This window comes from Fangia hongkongensis FSC776 = DSM 21703, assembly GCF_000379445.1.
Taxonomy (GTDB): domain Bacteria; phylum Pseudomonadota; class Gammaproteobacteria; order Francisellales; family Francisellaceae; genus Fangia; species Fangia hongkongensis.
This window is the reverse complement of the sequence record NZ_KB902271.1, coordinates 137284-159809: the sequence shown is the minus strand read 5'-3', so window position 1 is coordinate 159809 and position 22526 is coordinate 137284. Positions and strand designations below refer to the sequence as shown.

The 22526-nt window shown below is 39.7% G+C and carries 21 protein-coding genes and 1 riboswitch; of the genes, 11 read left to right on the top strand and 10 right to left on the bottom strand.

All coding sequences use genetic code 11. The features are described from left to right. Window positions 1-17: 17 nt before the first annotated feature. On the top strand, window positions 18-935 hold the full coding sequence (locus A37Q_RS0111340; protein ID WP_018300395.1) for an LpxL/LpxP family acyltransferase: 918 nt from the start codon (window positions 18-20) through the stop codon (window positions 933-935). A gap of 55 nt (window positions 936-990) precedes the next feature. Here the strand turns inward: A37Q_RS0111340 and A37Q_RS16310 are convergent, their stop codons facing one another. From A37Q_RS16310 to gatC, 4 genes are all read right to left on the bottom strand, one after another. After that, window positions 991-1131, bottom strand: a complete 141-nt coding sequence (locus A37Q_RS16310; protein ID WP_018300394.1) for a hypothetical protein — start codon at window positions 1129-1131, stop codon at window positions 991-993. Window positions 1132-1390: 259 nt separating this feature from the next. Continuing rightward, entirely contained in the window at window positions 1391-2812 is a 1422-nt protein-coding gene (gene gatB / locus A37Q_RS0111330) for an Asp-tRNA(Asn)/Glu-tRNA(Gln) amidotransferase subunit GatB (protein ID WP_018300393.1), read from the bottom strand. Further along, window positions 2809-4257, bottom strand: coding sequence for an Asp-tRNA(Asn)/Glu-tRNA(Gln) amidotransferase subunit GatA (gene gatA, locus A37Q_RS0111325; protein WP_018300392.1), 1449 nt, complete (start codon window positions 4255-4257; stop codon window positions 2809-2811). The genes gatB and gatA overlap by 4 nt, the downstream gene beginning before the upstream one ends. A 24-nt stretch (window positions 4258-4281) precedes the next feature. Continuing rightward, window positions 4282-4587: an Asp-tRNA(Asn)/Glu-tRNA(Gln) amidotransferase subunit GatC gene (gene gatC, locus A37Q_RS0111320; protein ID WP_018300391.1), complete on the bottom strand. Its 306-nt coding sequence runs from the start codon at window positions 4585-4587 to the stop codon at window positions 4282-4284. A 203-nt stretch (window positions 4588-4790) separates the two neighbouring features. Between gatC and hslV the strand changes: the two genes are divergently transcribed. Beyond that, window positions 4791-5345 (top strand): ATP-dependent protease subunit HslV, encoded by a 555-nt coding sequence (gene hslV / locus A37Q_RS0111315; protein ID WP_026196671.1) that lies wholly within the window; start codon window positions 4791-4793, stop codon window positions 5343-5345. 22 nt (window positions 5346-5367) lie between these two features. Then, the gene (gene hslU / locus A37Q_RS0111310) at window positions 5368-6717 is read left to right on the top strand and encodes an ATP-dependent protease ATPase subunit HslU (protein ID WP_018300389.1); all 1350 of its coding nucleotides are present in this window, start codon (window positions 5368-5370) and stop codon (window positions 6715-6717) included. A 195-nt stretch (window positions 6718-6912) separates the two neighbouring features. On the opposite strand, the gene A37Q_RS0111300 is transcribed toward hslU, so the two are convergent. Then, window positions 6913-8172 carry an MFS transporter gene (locus A37Q_RS0111300; protein WP_018300387.1) on the bottom strand — a complete coding sequence of 420 codons (1260 nt, stop codon included), beginning with the start codon at window positions 8170-8172 and terminating at the stop codon, window positions 6913-6915. 334 nt (window positions 8173-8506) lie between these two features. Between A37Q_RS0111300 and A37Q_RS0111295 the strand changes: the two genes are divergently transcribed. The 5 genes from A37Q_RS0111295 (at window position 8507) to ribH (ending at window position 12964) form a co-directional block, all read left to right on the top strand. Beyond that, window positions 8507-9103: a cytochrome b/b6 domain-containing protein gene (locus A37Q_RS0111295; RefSeq protein ID WP_018300386.1), complete on the top strand. Its 597-nt coding sequence runs from the start codon at window positions 8507-8509 to the stop codon at window positions 9101-9103. A 150-nt stretch (window positions 9104-9253) separates the two neighbouring features. Next, window positions 9254-9403: riboswitch (FMN riboswitch) on the top strand. Between the two features lie 202 nt (window positions 9404-9605). Further along, the gene (ribD, locus tag A37Q_RS15355) at window positions 9606-10700 is read left to right on the top strand and encodes a bifunctional diaminohydroxyphosphoribosylaminopyrimidine deaminase/5-amino-6-(5-phosphoribosylamino)uracil reductase RibD (protein ID WP_018300385.1); all 1095 of its coding nucleotides are present in this window, start codon (window positions 9606-9608) and stop codon (window positions 10698-10700) included. Next, window positions 10693-11322 (top strand): riboflavin synthase, encoded by a 630-nt coding sequence (ribE, locus tag A37Q_RS0111285; RefSeq protein ID WP_018300384.1) that lies wholly within the window; start codon window positions 10693-10695, stop codon window positions 11320-11322. Before ribD ends, ribE begins: the two co-directional genes overlap by 8 nt. Then, complete coding sequence (gene ribB / locus A37Q_RS0111280; RefSeq protein ID WP_018300383.1) at window positions 11309-12523, top strand: 3,4-dihydroxy-2-butanone-4-phosphate synthase; 1215 nt, start codon at window positions 11309-11311, stop codon at window positions 12521-12523. Before ribE ends, ribB begins: the two co-directional genes overlap by 14 nt. Next, window positions 12524-12964 carry a 6,7-dimethyl-8-ribityllumazine synthase gene (gene ribH, locus A37Q_RS0111275; protein WP_018300382.1) on the top strand — a complete coding sequence of 147 codons (441 nt, stop codon included), beginning with the start codon at window positions 12524-12526 and terminating at the stop codon, window positions 12962-12964. It begins immediately after the preceding gene. Between the two features lie 37 nt (window positions 12965-13001). On the opposite strand, the gene A37Q_RS0111270 is transcribed toward ribH, so the two are convergent. Together A37Q_RS0111270 and A37Q_RS0111265 are read right to left on the bottom strand one after the other, a co-directional pair. Further along, complete coding sequence (locus A37Q_RS0111270; RefSeq protein WP_018300381.1) at window positions 13002-14708, bottom strand: proline--tRNA ligase; 1707 nt, start codon at window positions 14706-14708, stop codon at window positions 13002-13004. Between the two features lie 73 nt (window positions 14709-14781). Next, window positions 14782-15021, bottom strand: a complete 240-nt coding sequence (locus A37Q_RS0111265) for a hypothetical protein (RefSeq protein ID WP_018300380.1) — start codon at window positions 15019-15021, stop codon at window positions 14782-14784. Between the two features lie 208 nt (window positions 15022-15229). Here A37Q_RS0111265 and A37Q_RS0111260 point away from each other — a divergent pair, with 208 nt between their 5' ends. The 3 genes from A37Q_RS0111260 (at window position 15230) to A37Q_RS0111250 (ending at window position 19198) form a co-directional block, all read left to right on the top strand. Then, window positions 15230-16678, top strand: a complete 1449-nt coding sequence (locus A37Q_RS0111260; RefSeq protein ID WP_018300379.1) for a dihydrolipoyl dehydrogenase — start codon at window positions 15230-15232, stop codon at window positions 16676-16678. Between the two features lie 182 nt (window positions 16679-16860). Next, window positions 16861-18849, top strand: a complete 1989-nt coding sequence (ftsH, locus tag A37Q_RS0111255) for an ATP-dependent zinc metalloprotease FtsH (protein ID WP_018300378.1) — start codon at window positions 16861-16863, stop codon at window positions 18847-18849. After that, window positions 18842-19198: a nuclear transport factor 2 family protein gene (locus A37Q_RS0111250; protein WP_018300377.1), complete on the top strand. Its 357-nt coding sequence runs from the start codon at window positions 18842-18844 to the stop codon at window positions 19196-19198. Before ftsH ends, A37Q_RS0111250 begins: the two co-directional genes overlap by 8 nt. Here A37Q_RS0111250 and A37Q_RS0111245 read toward each other — a convergent pair whose 3' ends face one another. Genes A37Q_RS0111245 through A37Q_RS0111235 form a run of 3 tightly spaced genes read right to left on the bottom strand, consistent with a single transcriptional unit; the run spans window position 19199 to window position 22520 of the window. Beyond that, window positions 19199-20566 (bottom strand): aldehyde dehydrogenase family protein, encoded by a 1368-nt coding sequence (locus tag A37Q_RS0111245; protein ID WP_018300376.1) that lies wholly within the window; start codon window positions 20564-20566, stop codon window positions 19199-19201. Between the two features lie 47 nt (window positions 20567-20613). Next, on the bottom strand, window positions 20614-21390 hold the full coding sequence (locus tag A37Q_RS0111240; protein ID WP_018300375.1) for a gamma-glutamyl-gamma-aminobutyrate hydrolase family protein: 777 nt from the start codon (window positions 21388-21390) through the stop codon (window positions 20614-20616). Next, a complete protein-coding gene (locus tag A37Q_RS0111235; protein ID WP_026196667.1) occupies window positions 21387-22520 on the bottom strand; it encodes an iron-containing alcohol dehydrogenase in 1134 nt (377 codons plus the stop codon). The genes A37Q_RS0111240 and A37Q_RS0111235 overlap by 4 nt, the downstream gene beginning before the upstream one ends. Window positions 22521-22526 lie beyond the last annotated feature (6 nt).

The window sequence follows — 22526 nt, the reverse complement described above, 5'->3', positions numbered from 1 at the left end:
AGAAAAGACAGAGTAACATGCATATTGAAAAACAATTTTTATTACCAAAGTATTGGGGTATCTGGTTGTTTGTTGGCTTTGCAAAGTTGTTTGTGTTATTGCCTTATAAAACTCAGATGCATATTGGCAGGTGGCTTGGCAGGATAAGTTATCCCCTTTTAAAGCGGCGTAAGAAAATAGCGATTGTGAATTTGAAAATTGCTTTTCCAGATAAAACAGACAAAGAGCTGGATGCACTTGCCAAAAAATGCTTTGAATCCGTGTCAATGTCTGGGGTTGAAATGATGATCGCTTGGTTTATGCCTAAAAAGCACTTTGACAAGATTAAATTTGATGGCCATGGCATGGAGCACTTTGAGTCTGCGCATCAAGATGATAACCATGGCACGTTATTGTTAGGCTCGCACTTTACCTGTATGGAAATGATTGGCCGCTATATTGGTGAGCATTATGATCCTTTTTACCTTGTGTATCAAAAACATAAAAATGATCTGTTTGAAAAAGTCATGACCGGCTCTAGGGAGGGTTATGTTACAAAAGCATTACAAAGAAAAAATGTTGTCTCTATTGTTAAACATTTGAAGCGTAAAGGCTCTGTATGGTATGCGCCAGATCAGGATTTTGGTAATGAAAGAAGTATTTTTGTGCCTTTTTTTGGCAAGGCATGTGCTACTTTAACGGCAACAGCACTTTTGGCAAAACTCACAGGGGCTAAAGTGGTTCCTTGCTACTATATAAGAAAAGAAGATTTAAGTGGTTATGATATTTATGTATTACCCGCTTTAGAGAACTTTCCAACAGGGGATGACTATCAAGATGCGCTTCGTTATCATGAAATTTTAGAGAAGGCTATTTTGGCATTTCCAGATCAATATTTATGGCAGCATCGACGCTATAAAACAAGACCAGAGGGTGAAGAAAGTCTCTATGAGTAAACATCTGACAAAAACTACCATCTGAAAGAGACAAATGGTAGTGAAAAGAGGCTTTTTAGACTGAAGTGAAGCTTTTATCGGCTAAATGAACAATTTGAGACCGGGGGATCTTTAAAACTTTAGCAACGATGTTAAGCGGCATACCAAGATCAAGCAGCTCTCTTACTTGTCTGTAGAGTTTTTTTCTGCGGTTCATACATTCCTCCTTAAAGCACGTTGATACATTCAAGAAAATAGTATTCCATCTATCCTTGTTATAATTAATGTCATCCATGAGAGGTTGCTATATCAAATAAAATATAGCATCTTCCATTGTTTTACTTTTTTGATCAAAAAGCAATTGGTTTTGAGAAAATCACTAAAAGCGCTCATGTCATATAGGATGTGCTTTACATTGCGCTGCAAAAACTGATTTTATATCACTCTTTATTAGGTTGATTAATGACCTTGTCGTTTTACAAAGAAAGCTTTTGCTTGATAATTTCATTGGCTTGTTTAGGGTTTGCCTTTCCTTTAGCACCTTTCATGATTTGACCAACAAAAAAGCCCATCAATTTCGTCTTTCCGGCTTTAAGTTCCGCTGCTTGATCAGGGTTTTTCGCAATAATCTCATCAGCTAAGGCTTCGATCAGTGCGCTGTCATTCACTTGTCTTACGCCTAATGTGTCGATGATATGCTCTATTTTATCAGGTGAGTCATAATAGGATTGGAGAACCTGTTTTGCTGATTTCATTGAAATCTGCTCACTATTTACCGCATTGATAATCTCACCTAGCACCTCTGCAGGAATGATTGTCTCGCTAAATGGAATTTGCTGGCGATTAAAAAGTGACTGCAATTCAATGCTAATCCAGTTAAAAGCGACACTTGGCGTAATACTTTGGCTTAATCTGTCAAAGTAATTCGCTATTTCAGGGTTATCCATTAAATAGTTTGCCTGCTCATCAGATAACACCTTAGTGTAGTTTGTAAGGCGCGCCTCTGGCAGAAGCGGCATTGTCTTTTCTATTGTCTCAATATATGCATCTGTCAGTGTCATTGGCAGTAAATCAGGGTCTGGGAAGTAGCGATAATCAAAGGCATCTTCCTTAGATCGCATTGCTCTGGTCTCATTTTTATCAGGATCATATAAACGTGTTTCTTGTTTAACTGCTTCGCCAGATTCAATAATATCAACCTGACGCTGGAATTCACTTTGAATAGCCGCTTCAATAAAGCGAAATGAGTTGATGTTCTTTAACTCTGCCCGGGTGCCTAAAGCTTTGTCCCCTTGTTTTCTAATAGATAGGTTGACATCAGCGCGAAATGAGCCCTCTTGCATATTGCCATCACAAATGCCCAGATGACGAACTAAGCGGTGAAGTGTTTTTAAATAACAAAGCACCTCCTCGCTTGAGCGAAAATCAGGTTCGGTCACAATCTCTAAAAGTGCTGTGCCAGCGCGGTTATAATCGATTCCTGTTTCATCTCCAATTAAATGATGTACGGATTTTCCCGCATCTTCCTCAAGGTGTGCACGCTCAATGTGAATGATCTTTTCACCATTTGGCAGTTTGATTGTGAGTCTACCATTTTGCACAATTGGATTATCAGATTGGCTAATTTGATACCCTTTAGCAAGATCTGGATAGAAGTAGTTTTTGCGTGCAAAAAAACTATTTTTTGAAATGGTGGCATTCGTAGCAAGACCAAACATAATTGCCATATCAATCGCTTTTTGGTTAATGATTGGCAAAGTCCCAGGCATGCCAAGATCAATCCATGAAACTTGTGTATTTGCTGGTTGTCCATAGGTTGTCGGGGAGTCTGAGAAAATTTTAGAGGCGCTTTGAAGTTGAATATGCACTTCAAGACCAATCACCATTTCATAGCTCATAATGACTCTCCTTGATATTTTGCTTGATGTAAGTGGTGCGTGGTGTCTTGTTGGAAATAATGCACAGCATTGATAAGGTTGGCATCCTCAAGGTAATTCCCCATAAGCTGAGCACCAAAAGGCATATTATTGAGCTGTCCTACTGGAAAGGAAATCGCAGGGCTCCCAGTCACATTAGCAAGAACGGTATACATATCGCTTAAGTAAGTCGCTACGGGGTCTTTTTGTGCATTGAGTTTAAATGCACTAGTGGCGCTTGTCGGCATTAAAATCATATCAACATCTTGATAAATTTGTTGAAAGCTTTGATGAAATTTTTGGCGGATTTGTTGTGCTTTGTGGTAATAAGCATCATATTGGCTGGCTGCTAGTACATAGTTACCAATGACAATTCGTCTTTTGACTTCTTTGCCAAAGCCCTCCGTGCGTGTGTTAATATAAAGATCCCCCAGCGTATTTGCATTTTTACTTCTATATCCAAAGCGCACACCATCAAAACGAGAGAGGTTGGTGGCTGCCTCAGCGGGTGCCAAGATATAATAAATAGATACAGCAGGTTCTAAATCGGGTAGCGTAATTTCTTTAATTGTATGCCCTTTTGATTTAAAGGTATCAAGCGTCTCTAGCATCAGTTTTTCAGCCTCACTAGAAAGACCTTTGAGTAAGTTTGGGTCAAAGCCGATGTTAAAAGAGCAAGGTGTTTCAAGTAAAGCGCTAAAAAAGTGCTTATCAGTTGCAATACTTGTGCCATCTTTGTCATCTATGCCGGACATCTCATCAAGCACATAGGCACAATCAGATACTGATCTTGAAATCACGCCTGCTTGATCAAAAGAAGAGCCATAGGCAATAAGTCCAAAACGAGAAACGCTACCGTAACTCGGTTTGATGCCAGTTAAGCCACAAAAACTAGCAGGTTGTCTGACAGAGCCGCCTGTGTCACTGCCTGTTGCAACAGGTGTCATATTCGCGGCAACACTTGCTGCCGAGCCACCAGATGATCCGCCTGAGACATATTCTAAATCATAGGGGTTTTTCACGGCACCATAGTAGCTGTTTTCATTTGTTGATCCCATTCCAAATTCATCCATATTTGCTTTTGCCAATGTGATCATTCCACTTTGTTCAAGCTTTTGTACGATCGTTGCACTATAGGGTGGTTTGAAGTTACTCAATATTTTAGAGCCTGAGCTTGTTAAAATGTTCTTTGTACAAAAATTATCTTTATGAATGATTGGGATGCCTGTTAAAAATTGCTGCTTGTTTTGGGAGATAAGCTTGTCAGCCGCGATAGCTTCTTCAATAGCCTTATCTTCACACACACTAATCACTGAATTAATCGTTGGATTCAACTTTTGAATATTGTTTAAATAATGCTTTGTGAGCTCTAGAGAAGAGATCTCTTTGCTATCAAGCTTTTTACGTAAACTCTTTAGTAAACTCATGGAAGGAACCTATTTTCTTAGCTGTTAATCAATAACTTTGGGGACAATGAAGTGCTCATCTTCAAATTCAGGTGCAAAATGCTTAAAGTTTGAGATATTATTCTCCTTGATAGGAATATCCGCTCTTAATGCTTTATGCGTTTGTACAGGAGATGTCATTGCATGAGTGTCATTGGTATCTATGTGATGAATATTCTCAAATAGGGCCAATACACTATTGAGATCTTGATTAAAAGCAGCTAATTCATCCTCTGATGCATCAAGCTTTGAGAGAGATAATATGCGTTTTAGTTCAGCTTGGGTAACAGACATACTTAAAAGGTATTTCATTATTGAAGTTGATATCATAGCACTGATTATTTGGGCTGAAAAGTAAAGCCTTGGGGATGCGTTATCAATTATTTTAAAATTTATTCTTGTAATTTCATATTTCAGCGCAATCTAGTTAGGGATATTCGCCTTGAAATCATCTAAATGCGGGTTAAAGGTTAATAAAATTTATAGCGACTGTGAACAGTCTAAACGAGGATACTATGGAAATAATGAAAGGTACTACGATCCTATGTGTTCGTAAAGGTGATGAAGTGGTTATCGGTGGCGATGGCCAAGCAACATTGGGGCATACGGTTGCTAAAGATAACATCGTTAAGGTAAGGCGCTTAAGTGATGGCAAAGTGTTAACAGGCTTTGCAGGTTCGACTGCTGATGCATTTACACTATTTGAGAAATTTGAGCAAAAGCTTGATTTTTATCAAGGGAACTTAGAAAGGGCGTCAGTGGAAATGGTGCGTGAATGGCGTATGGACAGAATGATGAGTAAGCTTGAGGCGATGATTATTGTTGCAGATGAAAAAACCTCTCTTTTGATCTCTGGTGTTGGTGATGTGATGGCGGCAGATGAGCAAGGGGTTCTGTCCATTGGTTCAGGTTCGGCATATGCAAAATCAGCGGCACATGCACTTGTCGCAAATACTGATTTATCTGCACGTGAAATTGTTGAGAAAAGCTTGAGTATTGCTGCGGATATTTGTATTTACACCAATCATAATTTAACCATTGAAACTTTGCCGAATAAGGCATCAGTCTAACTATTTTAAGTAGAGGTAGAATATGTCACAGATGACACCAAAAGAAATTGTTTCTGAATTAGATCGCTTTATCATTGGGCAAAAAGATGCCAAAAAAGCTGTTGCAATTGCACTTAGAAATCGCTGGAGACGCATGCAACTAGAAGAGAATATGCGCCAAGAGGTTACCCCTAAAAATATCTTGATGATCGGCCCTACAGGTGTGGGTAAAACTGAGATAGCAAGAAGACTTGCAAAGCTTGCTAATGCGCCGTTTATCAAAATTGAAGCAACTAAGTTTACTGAAGTGGGTTATGTAGGAAAAGATGTTGATTCTATTATTCGTGACTTAGCGGACATCTCTGTAAAAATGTATCGCGAGCAGGCGAAATCAGAAGTGGCAGAAAGAGCAAAAGAGTTGGCTGAGGAGCGTGTTTTAGATGCGCTTTTACCGCCGGCAAGAGAGAGTAAAGTGGGCTTTGCTAATGAGCCTGTTGAAGTGGATCAAAAAGCAGAGAGTAGCACCAGAGCACTTTTTCGTAAAAAGCTTAAAAATGGCGAGCTAGATGACAAAGAAATTGAAATTGAAGTTTCTATGCCGCAAATGAATATGGAGATCATGGGGCCGCCTGGAATGGAGGATATGACCAATCAGCTTCAAAGTATGTTTTCTTCACTTGGTAATGACAAGAAAAAACGCCGCAAAGTAAAAGTCACTCAAGCGATGAAGTTATTGCAGGATGAAGAGGCCAGCAAATTGGTGAATGAGGATGATATCAAAGTTAAAGCGGTAGAATCGGTAGAGCAAAATGGTATTGTCTTTATTGATGAAATTGACAAGGTCTGTAAAAAATCAGAGAACAAAGGGGGTGATGTATCACGTGAAGGTGTGCAAAGAGACCTTCTTCCGCTTGTTGAAGGCTCAACCGTATCAACTAAATATGGCATGATCAAAACAGATCATATCTTGTTTATTGGCTCTGGCGCTTTCCACGTAGCAAAGCCTTCTGATTTAATTCCAGAACTGCAAGGACGTTTGCCAATACGTGTTGAACTTCGCTCGCTTGAAGTAGAAGATTTCGTGCGTATTTTAACTGAGCCTGATTACTCACTATTAAAGCAATATGTGGCACTTTTAGGTACCGAGAGTTTGAAAGTGAACTTTGATGACTCAGCAGTCAAACGCATTGCAGAGATTGCTTATCGTGTCAATGAAGAGGTTGAAAATATTGGTGCAAGACGTCTTCACACTGTGCTTGAGCGTTTATTGGAAGAAGTTTCTTTTGATGCCTCTGATCGAGAAGAAAAAATACTTGTTGTAAATGATGACTATGTCAATGAAAAACTAGGTGACTTGATCCAAGATCGAGACTTAAGTCAATATATCCTATAACTTACAATCTAACTGAGATGCTGTGCTAGCATCTACAGTAACAAGACCATTGTGTCCAGCACCAATAATAATGGCATCATAGTCAAAATTAGTCATAATAAACCCTAATGTGTCGTTAAGATAAATCCGTTATTCTGTAAACAGTAGCATGTGAATATGTGTTTTTCACGGGGTGTACTTGTCTTTATGATGTTTTTAAGTGAAACTATTTTGCTTAAAAAGCCGATATGCGAGATAAAAGCTGATTACAAAGGAAGCTGGGATTACAAGAAAAGTGATTTGATAGGAGCCAGTCTCAGTTAAGAAGTAGCCAATAGCGCTTTGAAATATAATGCCGCTAAACATGGTAATAAAATTGACAATACTGGCTGCGGAGGCGACATAAGCTTTAGGCGCAATATGAGAAACCAGTGCAAAACAAAGAATTTGTACAGAGTTACTAAGACCAATAATGACAGCTAAGGTTGAAATAATAAAATAAGGCAGATCAAGGTAGAGAATCATCGACATGGCAACCATTGCAATGGATAAACCCGTTAGGATGATTTTTTTAGGGTTTCTGATATAGCTTAGCATCCAACCATTAAAAGCTGATCCAATTAGCCAGCCAAAATAGATAAGAGCAATAACAACAGATGCCTGATAGGCGCTGAGTTGTTGAACTTCTTTTAGATAGGAAATTCCCCAGAGGTCTGAAAAGGTGATCGATGGAATATAGGCAAAAAATGAGATAAACCCAAGATAGAGCAGTTTACTGTTTCTCACCAGCTTGCCAAATTGTTTAGCAAGCTCTAAAAATGAAACAGGTTTGGGAGGGATAGAGTGTGATTGTGAGGTGTTCTGCGTGTGCTTTGTTATTCTAAATCCAATCAGGATAACAACAAGAATAATGAGCGCAAATAGGATAAAAAGGATATTGGTCTCGCGCCAGCCAAGTCCAAGTTTCACTAAAAAAGTACTCATGGGCGTGGCAATTAGTGCACCCATATAACCAAGACAAATTCCAAGGCCGCAAAAAAATGCAAAATAATGCCTTGGTGCGTAGAGTGAGGTTGCTTTAATGATAAGGACAAAACCGGCGGCAGAGGCCATCCCTAAAAGCATCCGGCCTAAAAATGCAGCGATATCAATTGGGACAAGTAATAATAAAAGCCCTGATAGGCAGCCACTGATAGAAAAAACAAGTAGACTTTGCAAGCGAAATTTATCTGCTAGAATCCCAACAAATAGTTGTAATGGTGTGTATAGATAATAGTAACTTGAGGCAAAAAAGCCAAAGCCAGAAGCGCCGGAAAACGCATAAAATTGTTCGATCTCAATGCGAAAAACACTTGGATAAACACGCAATATATACTCATACAAATAGAAAAATCCAGTAAGTACAATCGGTATGATTGCAAGTAAGCTTAAAGGTGGGTTCGCTTGAGCTAAGCTTTTCTCTGGCATGTATTCCATCTCTCCCTCTTTTGTATCTGAATACCCATAATGTGCAAAGCACAAAATGGCAGTAAAGTAATCAGAGTACTCTTTGATGGTGAGGATGTATACCCCTGTTACAGAGCATCTTGCGGTGATTCTTAAATTTGTGTGAAGATCATCTTATACAGTTCAAACAAGCCATTTATAGTCAATTGGGTCGTTTGTGAGCAATAGGATAAAGAGAAATAGGAGAAATTTGAACACTAGCTAAAAAAATAACCACAGTAGCTACTACGGTTTTTGATTTATAAAATATCTGTATTCTATATAATCTAAGTCATCTAATGTTAATAAAGCATAAGGATAATGTATGATACAGAGGATATGGGACTGGGTAGCAGGGTTTTGGACATATTTAGAAGCGACGCAAACAAAAAGCTTCCGTATTGTTCATCTACTTGTAGCAGCTTTGATTATTTTACAGATTCTTGATAGCAGTTTTATGGCAGTTCACTATCAGCCAACCTATGCGCTAAATTTAGGGGTGTATTTTCATATTGGTGTTGGTAGTTTAATTGCTATTTTAGCTGTCATTATGTTTTCGTTGATATTTAAAAAACGTGGATTTCGCTATTTTTATCCCTACCTATTTAATGATTATACTCAGCTTAAGAAAGATTGTTATACGCTGTTGAAATGCAAGCTGCCTAATGTATCTTCAGGAGGGATTGCAGCAATTGTGCAAGGTCTTGGGCTTTTGGCATTGGTTATTGTGCTTGTTTCTGGTTTTTTATGGTTAAATGCTTGGGTTTTTTCATGGTCAAATGTAAAAGTACTACAAGGCTGGCATAAAACACTAACAGGATTGATTGAGTTTTATATTTATGCGCACGGGGCGATGGGAATTATTCATTATCTTTTATCAAAGGCTGCGCCACAGTTTCTAGAGCAAAAATGTGAGCTCTAAGTATTCAGTACGCTATTTTTTGTTTCAACGCAGCGTATACTTTTCATTAAGCATGGTTGGCAGTACTTGTTTCCCCCTTCCTTCCTAACTGTCTGACAACTATGCTTGTGATTTTGATAGATTTTATCGCTAATTCAGCATACAATTATCATAAGTTCTCAGGGCGGGGTGTAATTCCCCACCGGTGGTATCCTGTTATGCAGGGAGCCCACGAGCACCTTTTAGTTACTTATAAAAGGGTTAGCAGATCTGGTGAAAAGCCAGAGCCGACGGTAATAGTCCGGATGAGAGAGAATGTAATTATATGCTATGTTTATGGCTTGTGAGATGATAAGTAAGCAGTCATTTTGGGGTTTATACTCAAAAAATCTGTATCTATGATCCATAAGTTATCTCGTAAGTGACTATTATAGAGGAAAGTAATATCGCTGGTTTTGCTTTTCTTTGCGCTTTAGCTTTACTCTCGCCCTGTTGTTGTAAAAAATGAATGTTAGGGCAGTTGATGTTTCCAATTGATCAATACTACATGAATCAAGCTTTAGCGCTTGCAAGAAGAGGTAAACTAAGTGTTTCACCTAATCCGATGGTTGGCTGTGTGATTGTTAAAAAAGGCAAAATTATTGCAGAAGGCTGGCATCAATGCCAAGGGGAGGATCATGCTGAGGTGATGGCATTAAAAAAAGCTAAGGCAGCAAAAGAAAATCCACAGGGCGCTGATGTATATGTTACCCTCGAGCCATGTAGTCATATTGGCAGAACTGGCTCTTGTGCTAAAGCGCTCATTGATGCCAAGGTGAGAAAAGTGATTATTGCGGTTGAAGATCCTAACCCTAAGGTAGAGGGGAAAGGCATTCAAATGCTAAAAGAGGCAGGTATTGAGGTTGTTTTAGGTGTGGCTGCACAGCAGGCTGTGGCATTAAATAAAATCTTCTTTTACTTTTTTGCACATAGAGTGCCTTATGTGATTGCAAAGTGGGGTATGTCACTAGATGGTCAGCTTGTTACCTCCAAAGGGGATAGTAAGCAGATCACTGGAAGTTACTCTCAACAGGCGGTACATGATTTAAGAAATCGCCTAGATGCCATTATGATTGGAGGCAATACATTAAAGGAAGATGATCCAAGCTTAACGGTCAGATTATCTTCAGCAAGCATTATTCGCCAGCCTATTCGTGTTATCGTATCGGCAACTGCCAACCTTCCACTAAACGCACGTGTATTTAATGATAATAAAGCCCAGACGCTTTTAATGACAACAAACCATGCAGATATCAAAACACTCTTTGCATTAAGGGAGAAATCAGTAGAAATTACAGTACTTCCTTGCAATAAAGAAAAAGAAATAAACCCGAAGGATATTTTAAGGTCATTGGCCCAAAAGGGCATTACAAGTGTGCTGTTAGAAGGAGGAGCGCATTTACTTCAAAGCTTCTTAAAGGCCGATGCTGTAAATGAAGTGAAAGGGTTTATTGCGCCTAAGCTCATTTTAGGGAAAAACAAAAAACAGACACTGGATGATATTAATGTCCATCTTGATTGTGAAAATGATGTAGAGATAACAGCAAATATGAAGAAAAAGGAGATAGAATATGTTTAGCGGGATTGTGCAAGAGATCGGTAAAGTTGTGGCAATTGAAGGGCTAGGACAAGAACCAACAGATACAAATATGCAATGCATTCGCTTAAAAATCAGCCTAAAACAAGGGCATTTATGTCAAATAGGGGATAGTGTTTCTATTAATGGCGTATGCTTAACCGTGGTTGAAATTGATCAAGACTCGGGTACGCTTAGCTTTGATGCGGTGCCAGAGACACTGAGAAAAACAAACCTCTCTTTGTTTAAGGTCGGCGATTATGTCAATATCGAGTTGTCAGTGAAACTGGGTGATTATATTGGTGGTCATATGGTTCAGGGACACGTTGATGGTGTTGGGCAAATCTCTCATATTGCAAAAGAAGATGCGGCACTGATTGTTCGCATTCAAGCAAAAGAAGCTATTTTGAAATATCTCGTTAATAAAGGCTTTGTCGCGATTGATGGGATGAGTATCACGGTGATTGAGGTTACCGAAAATGATTTTAGTGTAACATTTATTCCACATACGATTGAAGCGACAATAGTTCAAACATATAAAGTGGGGCAAATGGTTAATTTAGAAGCTGATCCTCTGGGTAAACAAATACATGCATATATGGAGAAATATCGTGCACTACAATGAGATAAAAAATCGTGTTGAGAGGGCTATTTCAGCACTTAGCTCAGGGAAAAGTATTATCGTATTAGATGATGAAGATAGAGAAAATGAAGGGGATTTAATCTTCCCTGCTGAAATGGTAAATCAAGAGAATGTAAATTTAATGCTTCAACACGCAAGTGGTATTATTTGCTTAGCGATGCCTTTTTCGCATGCAAAGAAGCTTAAGCTTAAACCCATGGTGCCAAAAGAGGATAATACCAGTCAGTTTCATACCCCATTTACAATTAGCATTGAGGCAAAAGAGGGGGTAACAACAGGCGTCTCAGCAAAAGATAGAGCACATACAATCAAAGTGGCAGGCACCCGAGATGCTTCTTTTGAAGATATCAGCAAGCCTGGGCATATTTTCCCTTTGATTGCGAATGAACATGGTGTTCTTGGGCGCCAAGGGCACACAGAGGCAAGTGTTGATATGGTTAAGCTTGCAGGATTTTATCCGACAGCGGTGCTATGTGAGCTGATGAATAAAGATGGCTCAATGATGAAAGGCGCTGAGATTGAAGCATTTGCTAAAGCGCATTCACTTGAGACACTCAGCATTGAGGATATTCGACTATATCGTTTAGCACATGAAAAAATCATTGAAAAAGCAGTTACAACACCTGTACCATTTAAGCAACATGGCGTGATGGATATGAGTGTGTTTATTGATCCTGTAACAAACGATGAAGTCACCGTGCTTAGTAAAAACATCAGTGACAATCCACTTGTTAGGCTTCACTCTTCCTGCATGACAGGAGATTTATTTGGCTCTTTGAAATGTGATTGTCAGTCACAATTACACCATGCATTAAAAGAGATCTCTAAAGAGGGTGGAATATTAATTTATCTAAATCAAGAAGGGCGAAATATCGGTCTTGTCAATAAGCTCAAGGCTTACGAACTTCAACGACTAGAGGGGCTTGATACGCTTCAGGCAAACAAAGCATTACATTTACCAATAGATGCACGATCGTATGATATTGCGATACAGGTTTTAAAATTTTGGGGTATTGAGAAATGTCAGTTATTATCAAATAACCCCGATAAAATAAATGCACTTGAAACGTGTGGTATCTCTGTGAGTCCCAGAGTGTCAGAATCAGAGATTCATCAGTGGAACCAGTCGTACTTATCTGTAAAAAAACATCAACTTAAACACAACATTAAAGGAGTGATATAGATGACTAAAATTGCAATTGCAGTCAGTGAGTTTAATGATTTAATTACCAGTAAATTGTTAGAAGGTGCTTTGGAAGAAGCAAAAATGCAAAATATTGAGATGCCTTTTGTGGTTAAAGTGCCAGGCGCCGTTGAGTTGCCATTTGCCGCTAAACAACTTGCCAAGACAGACAAATATGATGCAATTGTTTTGCTAGGGTGCGTCATTCGAGGCGAAACAGATCATTATGACTATGTTTGCGATCAAGTATCACAAGGCACTCAGCTTGTGATGATGGAATATGACTTGCCTGTTATTTTTGGTGTGTTGACAACGAATAATAAAGAGCAGGCCCTAGCACGCGTAGGCGGCGCAAAAGGTCATAAGGGGAAATATGCACTTCAAGCGGCACTTGATATGGCAAAATTGCAGCGTTCATTGGAGGTGCCTGAGTACATTTAATAGGAATAACTACGTACTCAGATAAGGCCTATTTAGATTATTTAGAATTAAGCATTTGAATAATGCTGTTGGCATTATTTTCAATTTCAGATTTTTGCTGTGTTTTGCGACACTTATATTCAACTAACCCATTATCGAGTGAGCGCTCGCCAATAATGATCTGATGTGGGGCACCAATTAAATCAGCATCAGCAAACATAATGCCTGCACGCTCTTTTCGATCGTCAAATAGCACATCAAATCCAGCATGAGTAAGATCATGATAAAGCTTTTCAGCAGTATCTTTTACTTTTTGGGATTTGTGCATATTCATTGGAATAATAACCACATCATATGGTGCAATTTCCTGTGGCCAGATAATTCCTTTATCATCATGCGATTGTTCAATACTCGCGGCAATAATCCGTGTAACGCCAAAACCATAGCAGCCCATGATCAGTGGCACTTTTTTGCCATTGGCATCTAAAATAGTTGCATCCATTGCCTTTGAGTAGACATCACCCAGTTGAAAAATATGCCCAACTTCAATGCCGCTTTGTTGTTGAATCTTGCCACCATCAGGCGCCGTATCACCCATCTCAACATTACGAATGTCCTCAAGGGTGATTTTATCAACATCTCTTTCCCAATTAACGCCAAAGTAATGAAAACCTGACTCATTTGCACCACAGGAGAAATCGCTTAACATTGCAGCGCTATAATCAACAATAAGCGGGATCTTTGTCCTCACAGGGCCAAGAGAGCCAGCATCAGCGTTCATAATATGTTGAATCTCTTCATCCAATGCAAAGCGAAAAGGTGCCTTGATTTGTGCGAGTTTTTCAACTTTGATTTCATTTAGAGTATGATCCCCTCTGATAATAAGTGCGAAGTATTTGTCATCTGCGTCCTTAATAATCAAAGTTTTAATGGTTTGCTCTGAAGAGAGATTAAATTTTTCACAAAGTGCATTGATGGTTTTAATATTAGGTGTGGCAACTTTTTCAAGCTTTTCAATCCCTTTTTCTCTTTGAGATAAATCAGGTTTTTGATATGTGGCAAGCTCCAAATTAGCAGCATAAGTACCTTTATCGCTATAGCAAATGATATCTTCACCGGCATCTGCTAGCACCTGAAACTCATGTGTTGTGCTGCCACCAATGGCACCAGAGTCAGCATCAACCACACGGTATTCTAAACCAATACGTTTGAGAATGTTGCAATAGGCTTGGTACATATCTTGATAAGTCTGATTCAAAGACTCAGAGTTAGCGTGGAATGAGTAAGCATCTTTCATGATGAACTCGCGCGCGCGCATCACCCCGAAACGAGGGCGTATTTCATCACGGAACTTGGTTTGAATTTGGTAAAGATTAAGCGGTAGTTGCTTATAGCTATTGATCTCTTTTCGTGCCATTGCAACAATTGGCTCTTCATGTGTTGGACCAAAACAAAACTCACGATTATGGCGATCAGTAAGCTTCAAAAGCTCTGGACCAAACTTTTCCCATCTATGGGTTTCTTGTAAAAGCTCAGCAGGTAAAACACAAGGCATCAAAACTTCATTTGCGCCTGTTTTATTCATTTCTTCGCGAATGATTTTCTCTACCTTTGAAAGCACTTTCATGCCTGTTGGTAACCAAGTATAAATGCCAGAGGCAAGCTTTTGAATAAGACCTGCTCGAAGCATGTATTGATGACTGATAAGCTCAGCGCCTTTAGGCGTCTCTTTTGCTGTTGCAAGCAAGGTTTGTGTTGTTCTCATATGAGGATATTTAATACCGTATAAAAGTAATAGTAACGTTAATGGGTTTTAAAGTTAAGTTCAAGCCTATTTTCTAAGTTTTATCTTGGTTTGCTTGATCTTCTTGTTGTGCTTTGGGCTTGAGTAAAAAATTTTTTGCAAGCGTGTAAGCAACCATTGCAAGTGGGGCGATATAGACCCAATAGACGGTATAGTCACTAAATGAAATACTAAAATAACCGAAGTAATAAACAAGCGTCAAACTAACAATAAAGGCAATGCAGGCAATAAAAAAGACAATATCTGCGACCTTGTTTAAGGTTGACTTTAACATAGTGCTTGAGCGTGTTTTGAAACTATAACTGAATTATACCTTGTGATGAATCTTTAGACAAATAGTATGATTAGCATTTCACTAAGATTGTGTTTAGGTAATTCGATTTACAATAAGATTTACTTATCAAATTTAAATAAACAATATATTTATATTTCTTACAAGGGCTGAGTATACTGGTTGTAAGTGAAATATATAGAGTTTAATTATGCAGCAAATAAAACAATCAGTTGAAAATAGCCAAAAGGTTAAAATTGCCATTATAGGCGCCGGGACAGCAGGTCTTTCAGCAAGGCGTGAAGTCTCAAAACTCACCGATGACTATCTTGTATTTGATGGTGGTGATATGGGAACGACTTGTGCCAGAGTAGGATGTATGCCTTCTAAAGTGTTAATTCAAGCGGCAAATGATTTTGCCAGAAGAAAAACATTTGTAAGCGAGGGCATTCATGGTGCGGAGCACTTAAGCATTAATACCAAAGAGGTCATGGGGTTTGTTAGACAATTAAGAGATCGCTTCGTCCGTGGTGTATTTAGTGATATGGATGACTGGCAGGATAAGCTCGTTAGAGAATATGTTGAGTTTGTTGATGCAAATACACTTAAAACAGCCTCTGGCAAGCTTATTCATGCTGAGAAGGTAATCATTGCAACAGGCTCCACACCAATCATTCCGGGGCCGTGGCGTGCGCATAATGAACACATTATCACAACAGATCAGTTTTTTGAGCTTGATAATATTCCAGAAAAACTGGTAGTAATTGGGCTTGGTGTGATTGGAATTGAGCTTGGTCAAGCCATTGCTCGACTTGGTGCTGATGTCACATTGGTTGGGCTTGGTAAAAGCATCGGTGGGCTGACAGACCCTGAAATTCAAAGTTATGTCGCTGATAAATTTAGCCAAGAGCTAAATATTTCCTATGAGGGTGCGGATATTGTTGGGGTTTCAGAGGATAATAAGCTTATGGTCAATATCGACGGTGAGATTAAGCTATTTGATAAGGCGCTATTAGCAATAGGGCGTGCGCCAAATTTGACTCAACTTGGACTTGATAAATTAGGCATCAAGATGGATCGAGGATTGCCGAACTTCAGTAGTACAACCTTTCAGTTGGATAGTTATCCACATATTTATCTTGTTGGCGATACCAATGGTGAAAGACCGCTTTTGCATGAAGCCGCTGATCAGGGTCGTATAGCAGGCTTTAATGCTGTTCGCGATCAAAATCAATGTTTTGCTAAGCGGGTTTCTTTGGGTATTACATTCTCAGATCCCAATATTGCAACCGTTGGTATGCGCTATCAGCAATTAGTGGATGCAAATAGTGAATTTGTTACAGGAAAGGTGAGCTTTGAAGGGCAAGGCCGAAGTATTGTGAAATCAAAAGAGCAGGGGCTCTTACACCTTTACGCAAGAGCGTCTGATGGCAAACTTCTTGGCGCAGAGCTACAAGCGCCAGAGGGTGAGCATTTAGCGCATCTACTGTCATGGGCAATTGCCAATCGTATGAGTGTTGATGAGATTCTTGCAATGCCTTTTTACCACCCAGTTGTTGAAGAGGGGGTGAGAACTGCGCTAAGAGATGCCTCGAGCCAGCTTGCAGTCAAAGAACATGATCTTGAGCTATTTCGCTGTGGAGATACGCCAATTCGCTAGTCAAAGGGCAAATGTTGGTGGAAGTCATTTGTCATATGGTCCTTTTTTGTGCTATGGTGGCGGGCGCTTTGAGTCGATTATGAGATTTTACTGTATAGCCATAGGCGCAAGGCAAGCGATGTATTATAATAAGTATCTAGAATGATAGATGATAAAGAAAACTCAATAGGGATCACACTTCTATGAAGAGAAATGACTTTTTGCGAAATGCACTATTTTGGGGGCTGATCGCAATTGGGCTTGTGTTTATATTTAGCAATATGAGCAAAACCTCTGAAAATACAAAAACCATTAACTATTCTAACTTTGTGCAGCAGCTACAAAATGGACAGATCCAGTCTGTGGATGTTAATGGCAGAACCTTTACTGGGGTCTTAAGTGACGGGGAGAAATTCACAACCTATGCCCCAATGCTCAATGAAAAGATTGTTGATCAAATGCTAGAGAAGAAGACTCAGGTCTCTGCAAAAGCGCCAGAAAAACCAAGCTTGTTCTTGGCATTTTTATTTAACTGGTTGCCACTTTTATTAATTGCAGGGTTCTTTATATTCTTGATGATGCGTGCAGGTGGCGGTAAAAGCGGCGCTTTCTCCTTTGGAAAAAGTAAAGCCAAGCTTTTAGGTGAAGACCAAATTAAAGTAACACTTGCCGATGTTGCCGGTGTTGATGAAGCAAAAGAAGAAGTTGCTGAGATCGTTGATTTTCTTAAAAACCCAACTAAATACGAAAAAATTGGTGGGAAAATCCCACGTGGTGTTTTAATGGTTGGTCCTCCGGGGACAGGTAAAACACTGTTAGCTCGTGCAATTGCAGGAGAGGCAAAAGTGCCATTTTTCTCAATTTCGGGTTCTGATTTTGTTGAAATGTTCGTTGGTGTTGGTGCTTCTCGTGTGCGAGATATGTTTGAGCAAGCAAAGCGCCGGGCGCCTTGTATTATCTTTATTGATGAGATTGATGCTGTGGGTCGTCATCGTGGAGCAGGTCTTGGTGGTGGTCATGATGAGCGTGAACAAACATTAAACCAGATGCTTGTTGAAATGGATGGTTTTGCTGACAATGAAGGGGTGATTGTGATTGCAGCAACAAACCGCCCGGATGTTTTAGATCCAGCTTTATTAAGACCAGGTCGTTTTGACAGGCAGGTAACAGTTGGCTTGCCAAGTGTTAAAGGTCGTGAGCAAATTCTAAAAGTTCACATGCGTAAAATTGTTGTTTCAGATGAAGTTCGTGTTGATTGGATTGCTCGTGGGACACCTGGATTTTCAGGTGCTGAGCTTGCTAACTTAGTCAATGAAGCTGCACTTTTTGCCGCTAGAGGTGACAAAAAAGTTGTCGGCATGGAAGAGTTTGAAAAAGCTAAAGATAAAATTTTAATGGGTAGCGAGCGCCGCTCAATGGCAATGACTGATGAGCAAAAGCGACTAACTGCTTACCATGAAGCAGGACATGCAATTGTTGGACGTTTGGTGCCTGATCATGATCCTGTCTATAAGGTCAGTATTATTCCAAGAGGACGCGCGCTGGGTGTGACTATGTATCTACCAGATGGTGATCAGGTGAGTCAGTCTCGTGAGCAGTTATTAAGCCGTCTTTCAAGTATATTTGGCGGTCGTATTGCAGAAGATTTGATCTTTGGGCATGAGAAAGTGACAACAGGTGCATCCAATGATATTCAAGTGGCGACTAACATTGCCAGAAGTATGGTCACCAAGTGGGGCTTGTCAGAAAAAATGGGTCCTATTTTGTATGATGAAGATGATCAGCAGCCATTTCTTGGACAGTCAATGGGGAAAAATTCGAAGCATTTTGCGGATGAAACAGCGCTTGATATTGATAAAGAAGTCAGACGTCTTATTGATGAGAACTATGAAAGAGCTTATCAAGTATTAAACGATAATATGGACATTCTTCATGCGATGGCAGATGCGTTAATGAAATATGAGACCATTGATGCAATGCAGGTGGATGATTTAATGGATAGGCAGCCGGTTAGAGAGCCTGGCGATTGGGGCAGTAGTTATGTACCAAAGGATGAGTCTAAGCCAGCTAAAGAGCTGCCAAAGACGCCGGCAGGATCAGCACAAAAGGAGCAAGATGCTGAGATCAAACCTCAAGAAACAGAAGCGGTGAAAAAGGAACAATCAGCCAATAAACCTGATAGTAATGAGTGATTTAATCGCGTTATTACAAAAGCTTGAAACTTCTTTATGGCGAAGTGAAACGCGTTTTGACTCTCATTACATGGAGAGTATTCTAGCTGAAGATTTTATTGAATTTGGCCGTTCAGGGAAGATTTATACTCGTAAGGACATTCTAAATACAAAAGCAATAGCAGATATTAAAGCCACGCTTCCATTACCTGATTTTAAAGTTTTGCCTATTAGTGAAACTGTGATGCAGGTGATTTATATCAGTATCACACACTATAATGGATTGGAAAAAGCCAATAGAAGTTCAATTTGGCGTAAGGACAACGGCAAGTGGAAACTTCGATTTCATCAGGGTACAGTCTTTGTTTAATTAAGCTTTACGAAAATGCCAGCCTTTTGTTTTGCAAAAGGCATATAAGCCATGTTTGGAAAGTGTTGCACCAAGTCCTGATCGTTTCCTGCCAGCCCAAGGCAAAAAGGGCGAAACTCGATCAGCACAGTTCATATAGACATTGCCAGCATCTAGTTGATGCATAAAATGTTTGGCCTCTTCTTCATTGTCACTAAAGATGCTAGCAGTTAAGCCATATTGCGTATCATTCATAAGTGTAAGCGCCTGATGTTCATCTTTTACCTCTTGGATCCCAATGATAGGGCCAAAGCTTTCTTCATACATAACTTTCATTGAATGATTCACATTGCTCAAAACCGTGGGCTCAAAGAAATTGCCTTCAGAAGGAATGATGTTGCCACCTGTGAGCAGCTTTGCCCCTTTTTGGCATGCATCTTCAACTTGATCTTGTAGAAAGGCTAAATGTTGCGGGCGTGTAATCGCGCCATTTGTCACAAGCTTATCCATCGGGTTGCCAACAATAAGTCCTTTGCTGTGGTCAACAAATGCCTGACAAAATGCTTGATAATGCTTGGTATGAACATAAATTCGCTCCACAGCACAGCAGCTTTGCCCATTATTATAAAAAGCACCCTCCACTAGGCTGCTTGCAACTTTATTGATATCACTATTAAATTCACTGACATAGGCTGGATCCTTTCCGCCTAGCTCAAGCCCGACAGGAACAAGCTTATATGCTACTTTCTCAGCAATGAATCGCCCTGTATGATAACTGCCAGTGAAAAAATAACCATCAAGGTCTTCACTTAATAAAGCCTCACCAACCTCTTTGCCCCCAATGAAGGTTTGAAATGCACTTTCCGGTACGCCAGATTGATATAACGAGGCTTGAATATTAAGCCCTGTTAAACTTGCAAACTCAGAGGGTTTGTAGGCAACATGATTGCCAGTAATAAGCGCAGGAATAAAAACATTTACGCCAACAAGAAATGGATAGTTCCAGGCAGAGATATTGGCAATTGCACCAAGGGGCTCATAGCTTAGCTTTTCCTGTGTATTGGTATTTTGATTAAAATATTCCTCTTTCAGGACTTCCTTTGCATGAGCAGTGAAATAATCAATGCGATAGCACGCCCCTTCAATTTCAGCAAGAGACTCTTTAATCGGCTTGCCTGTCTCGAGTGTCAAATCATTGGTAAGTGCATCTTTGCTTTCAAGTAAATTGGTTTTAAATGTGTCAATAATAGCGATGCGCTCATCAAGCGCGAGCTGTTGCCATGCATTATTTTGCACATGAATTTTCGCAAGTTTACTTTTTATCGTTTTTACATTGTCAGCTTCAAGTGTCGTTATTACTTTGCCTGTTGCAGGATTATAGATTTTCACGTATAAGTACCCTATATTCGTTTAGATTAATATTTGCGCTTAAGTGTTCAGCGCTCTTTACTTATTTGTTGGATGAAATAGTCTAAAAGTGGCTGTGGATCAAGCACGCATTTTCCAAGTGTGTGACTGAATTCAGGGTGCCATTGAACAGCATAAATAAAATGTTTTTCATCATCATATCGTATTGCTTCTATGACTTGATCTTGTGGAGAGTAAGCTTCACAAATAAGCTTTTCCCCAAGTGATTTTATTGCCTGATGATGAACGCTATTCACCACGGGTTTTTGCTCATCTGGATAGATTGTAGTGCCAAGGAGGCTATCATCTGTGAAGGTAATAGAATGGTGGATTTTATCATAGTCATTGGCATTTCGATGCTCAAGAGCGTTTTTGACTTCGCTTTGAATATCTTGATATAGCGTGCCACCAAAGTAGGTGTTAATAAGCTGTTGTCCTCTACAGATACCAAGGATCGGGATTTTATGCTGAAAAGCAATATCCATTACTTTAAGCTCATAGATATCACGTGCGCGATTGCCCGGCCATTTTGCTTTATTGAGATAGGGGGCATTATAGCTTTCAGGGCAAAGGTCATCCCCTCCGTGGAAGATAACGGCATCAAGCTCAAGGACAAAGCTTTGAAGTATTGTTTCGTCACTAAAATCAGGAATTAAAATAGGCATGATATTGTTGGAGGAGAAAAAGTTAGCCATATCAGATTCGATATAAAATAAGCTTTTTTGTGAAAAAGTTGAGCGCTTTTGATCAGGGGGCATCGTGCAGCAGGTGATGCCAACCTTTTTCATGTTGGTTCTTTTGCTCATAAGCTTGCCTTTAAAATAGCGACAAAATCCAAGTAGCTGACTTTTCTAGGGTTGGATAAATGACAAGTATCTTGAAGTGCAATTTCAGCGATGGTGTCAAGATCACTTTCATGAATACCATAGTGATTGAGCCCTGTTTGAATCCCAGCTTTAGTAATGAGCGTATCACAGTAGGTGACAAAATCTTCTACTTTTAACATATGCTCTAGGTGTTGGTACTTCTCCTCACAAACCGCTTGATTGAATCTTAGTGACTCGGTGAACATCAATGCATTGGCAAGCCCGTGGTGCATATTATTAAATGCAGATAAAGCATGAGCCAGTGAATGAACGACACCTAGGCCTTTTTGAAAGGCAACAGCCCCCATAGTGGACGCTGCCATCATGTTATATCTTGCCTTGATATCATCGGGTGTATTAATGGCCTTTAGTAGGGATTGATCAATCAGGCGAATACCCTCAAGGGCAATCCCATCACACATTGGATGAAAGCTATCGACAAGATAAGCCTCAACATTATGCACAAGTGCATCGATACCAGTTGCAGCAGTAATTGATTTGGGCAGTGATAAGGTTAAGCTTGGATCGGCTAGAATAACCTTTGCCAAAAGTGGTGGGGCAAAAATCACCTTTTTTTGGTGGGTAGTGCTGTCAGAAATAATGGCGCTCCTGCCGACTTCACTGCCTGTTCCGCTTGTTGTTGGTATTGCAATAAAATAAGGGATATTATCTGCTTTAACCTGAGCATCATTTCCTGTGCCATCTTCATAATCAAACAGGTGCCCTGAATGATTGACCATCAAAATGATGGCTCTGGCTGCATCCATGCTCACACCACCACCGATTCCAATTACGCTGTCACAGTGGTGTTTTCTAAAGCACTCAGCCCCGTTTTCTACATCTTTTTCAGTCGGGTTTTTGGCAAGCTCACTGAAGATTATGCTGTCAATTTGCTGTGCTTTTAATAACGCTTGTAATGTCGCAATCATTGGCAGCTGTGCTAAGGCTGGGTCGGTGACAATAAGTACATTTTTACAGTTATTGTGTTGTAAATACAAAGGTGCTTCTTTTAGCGCTTCTGATCCAAAGCGGATAGTGGTTGGAAAGTTAAATTGCATTATATTGCTCATAGTTTA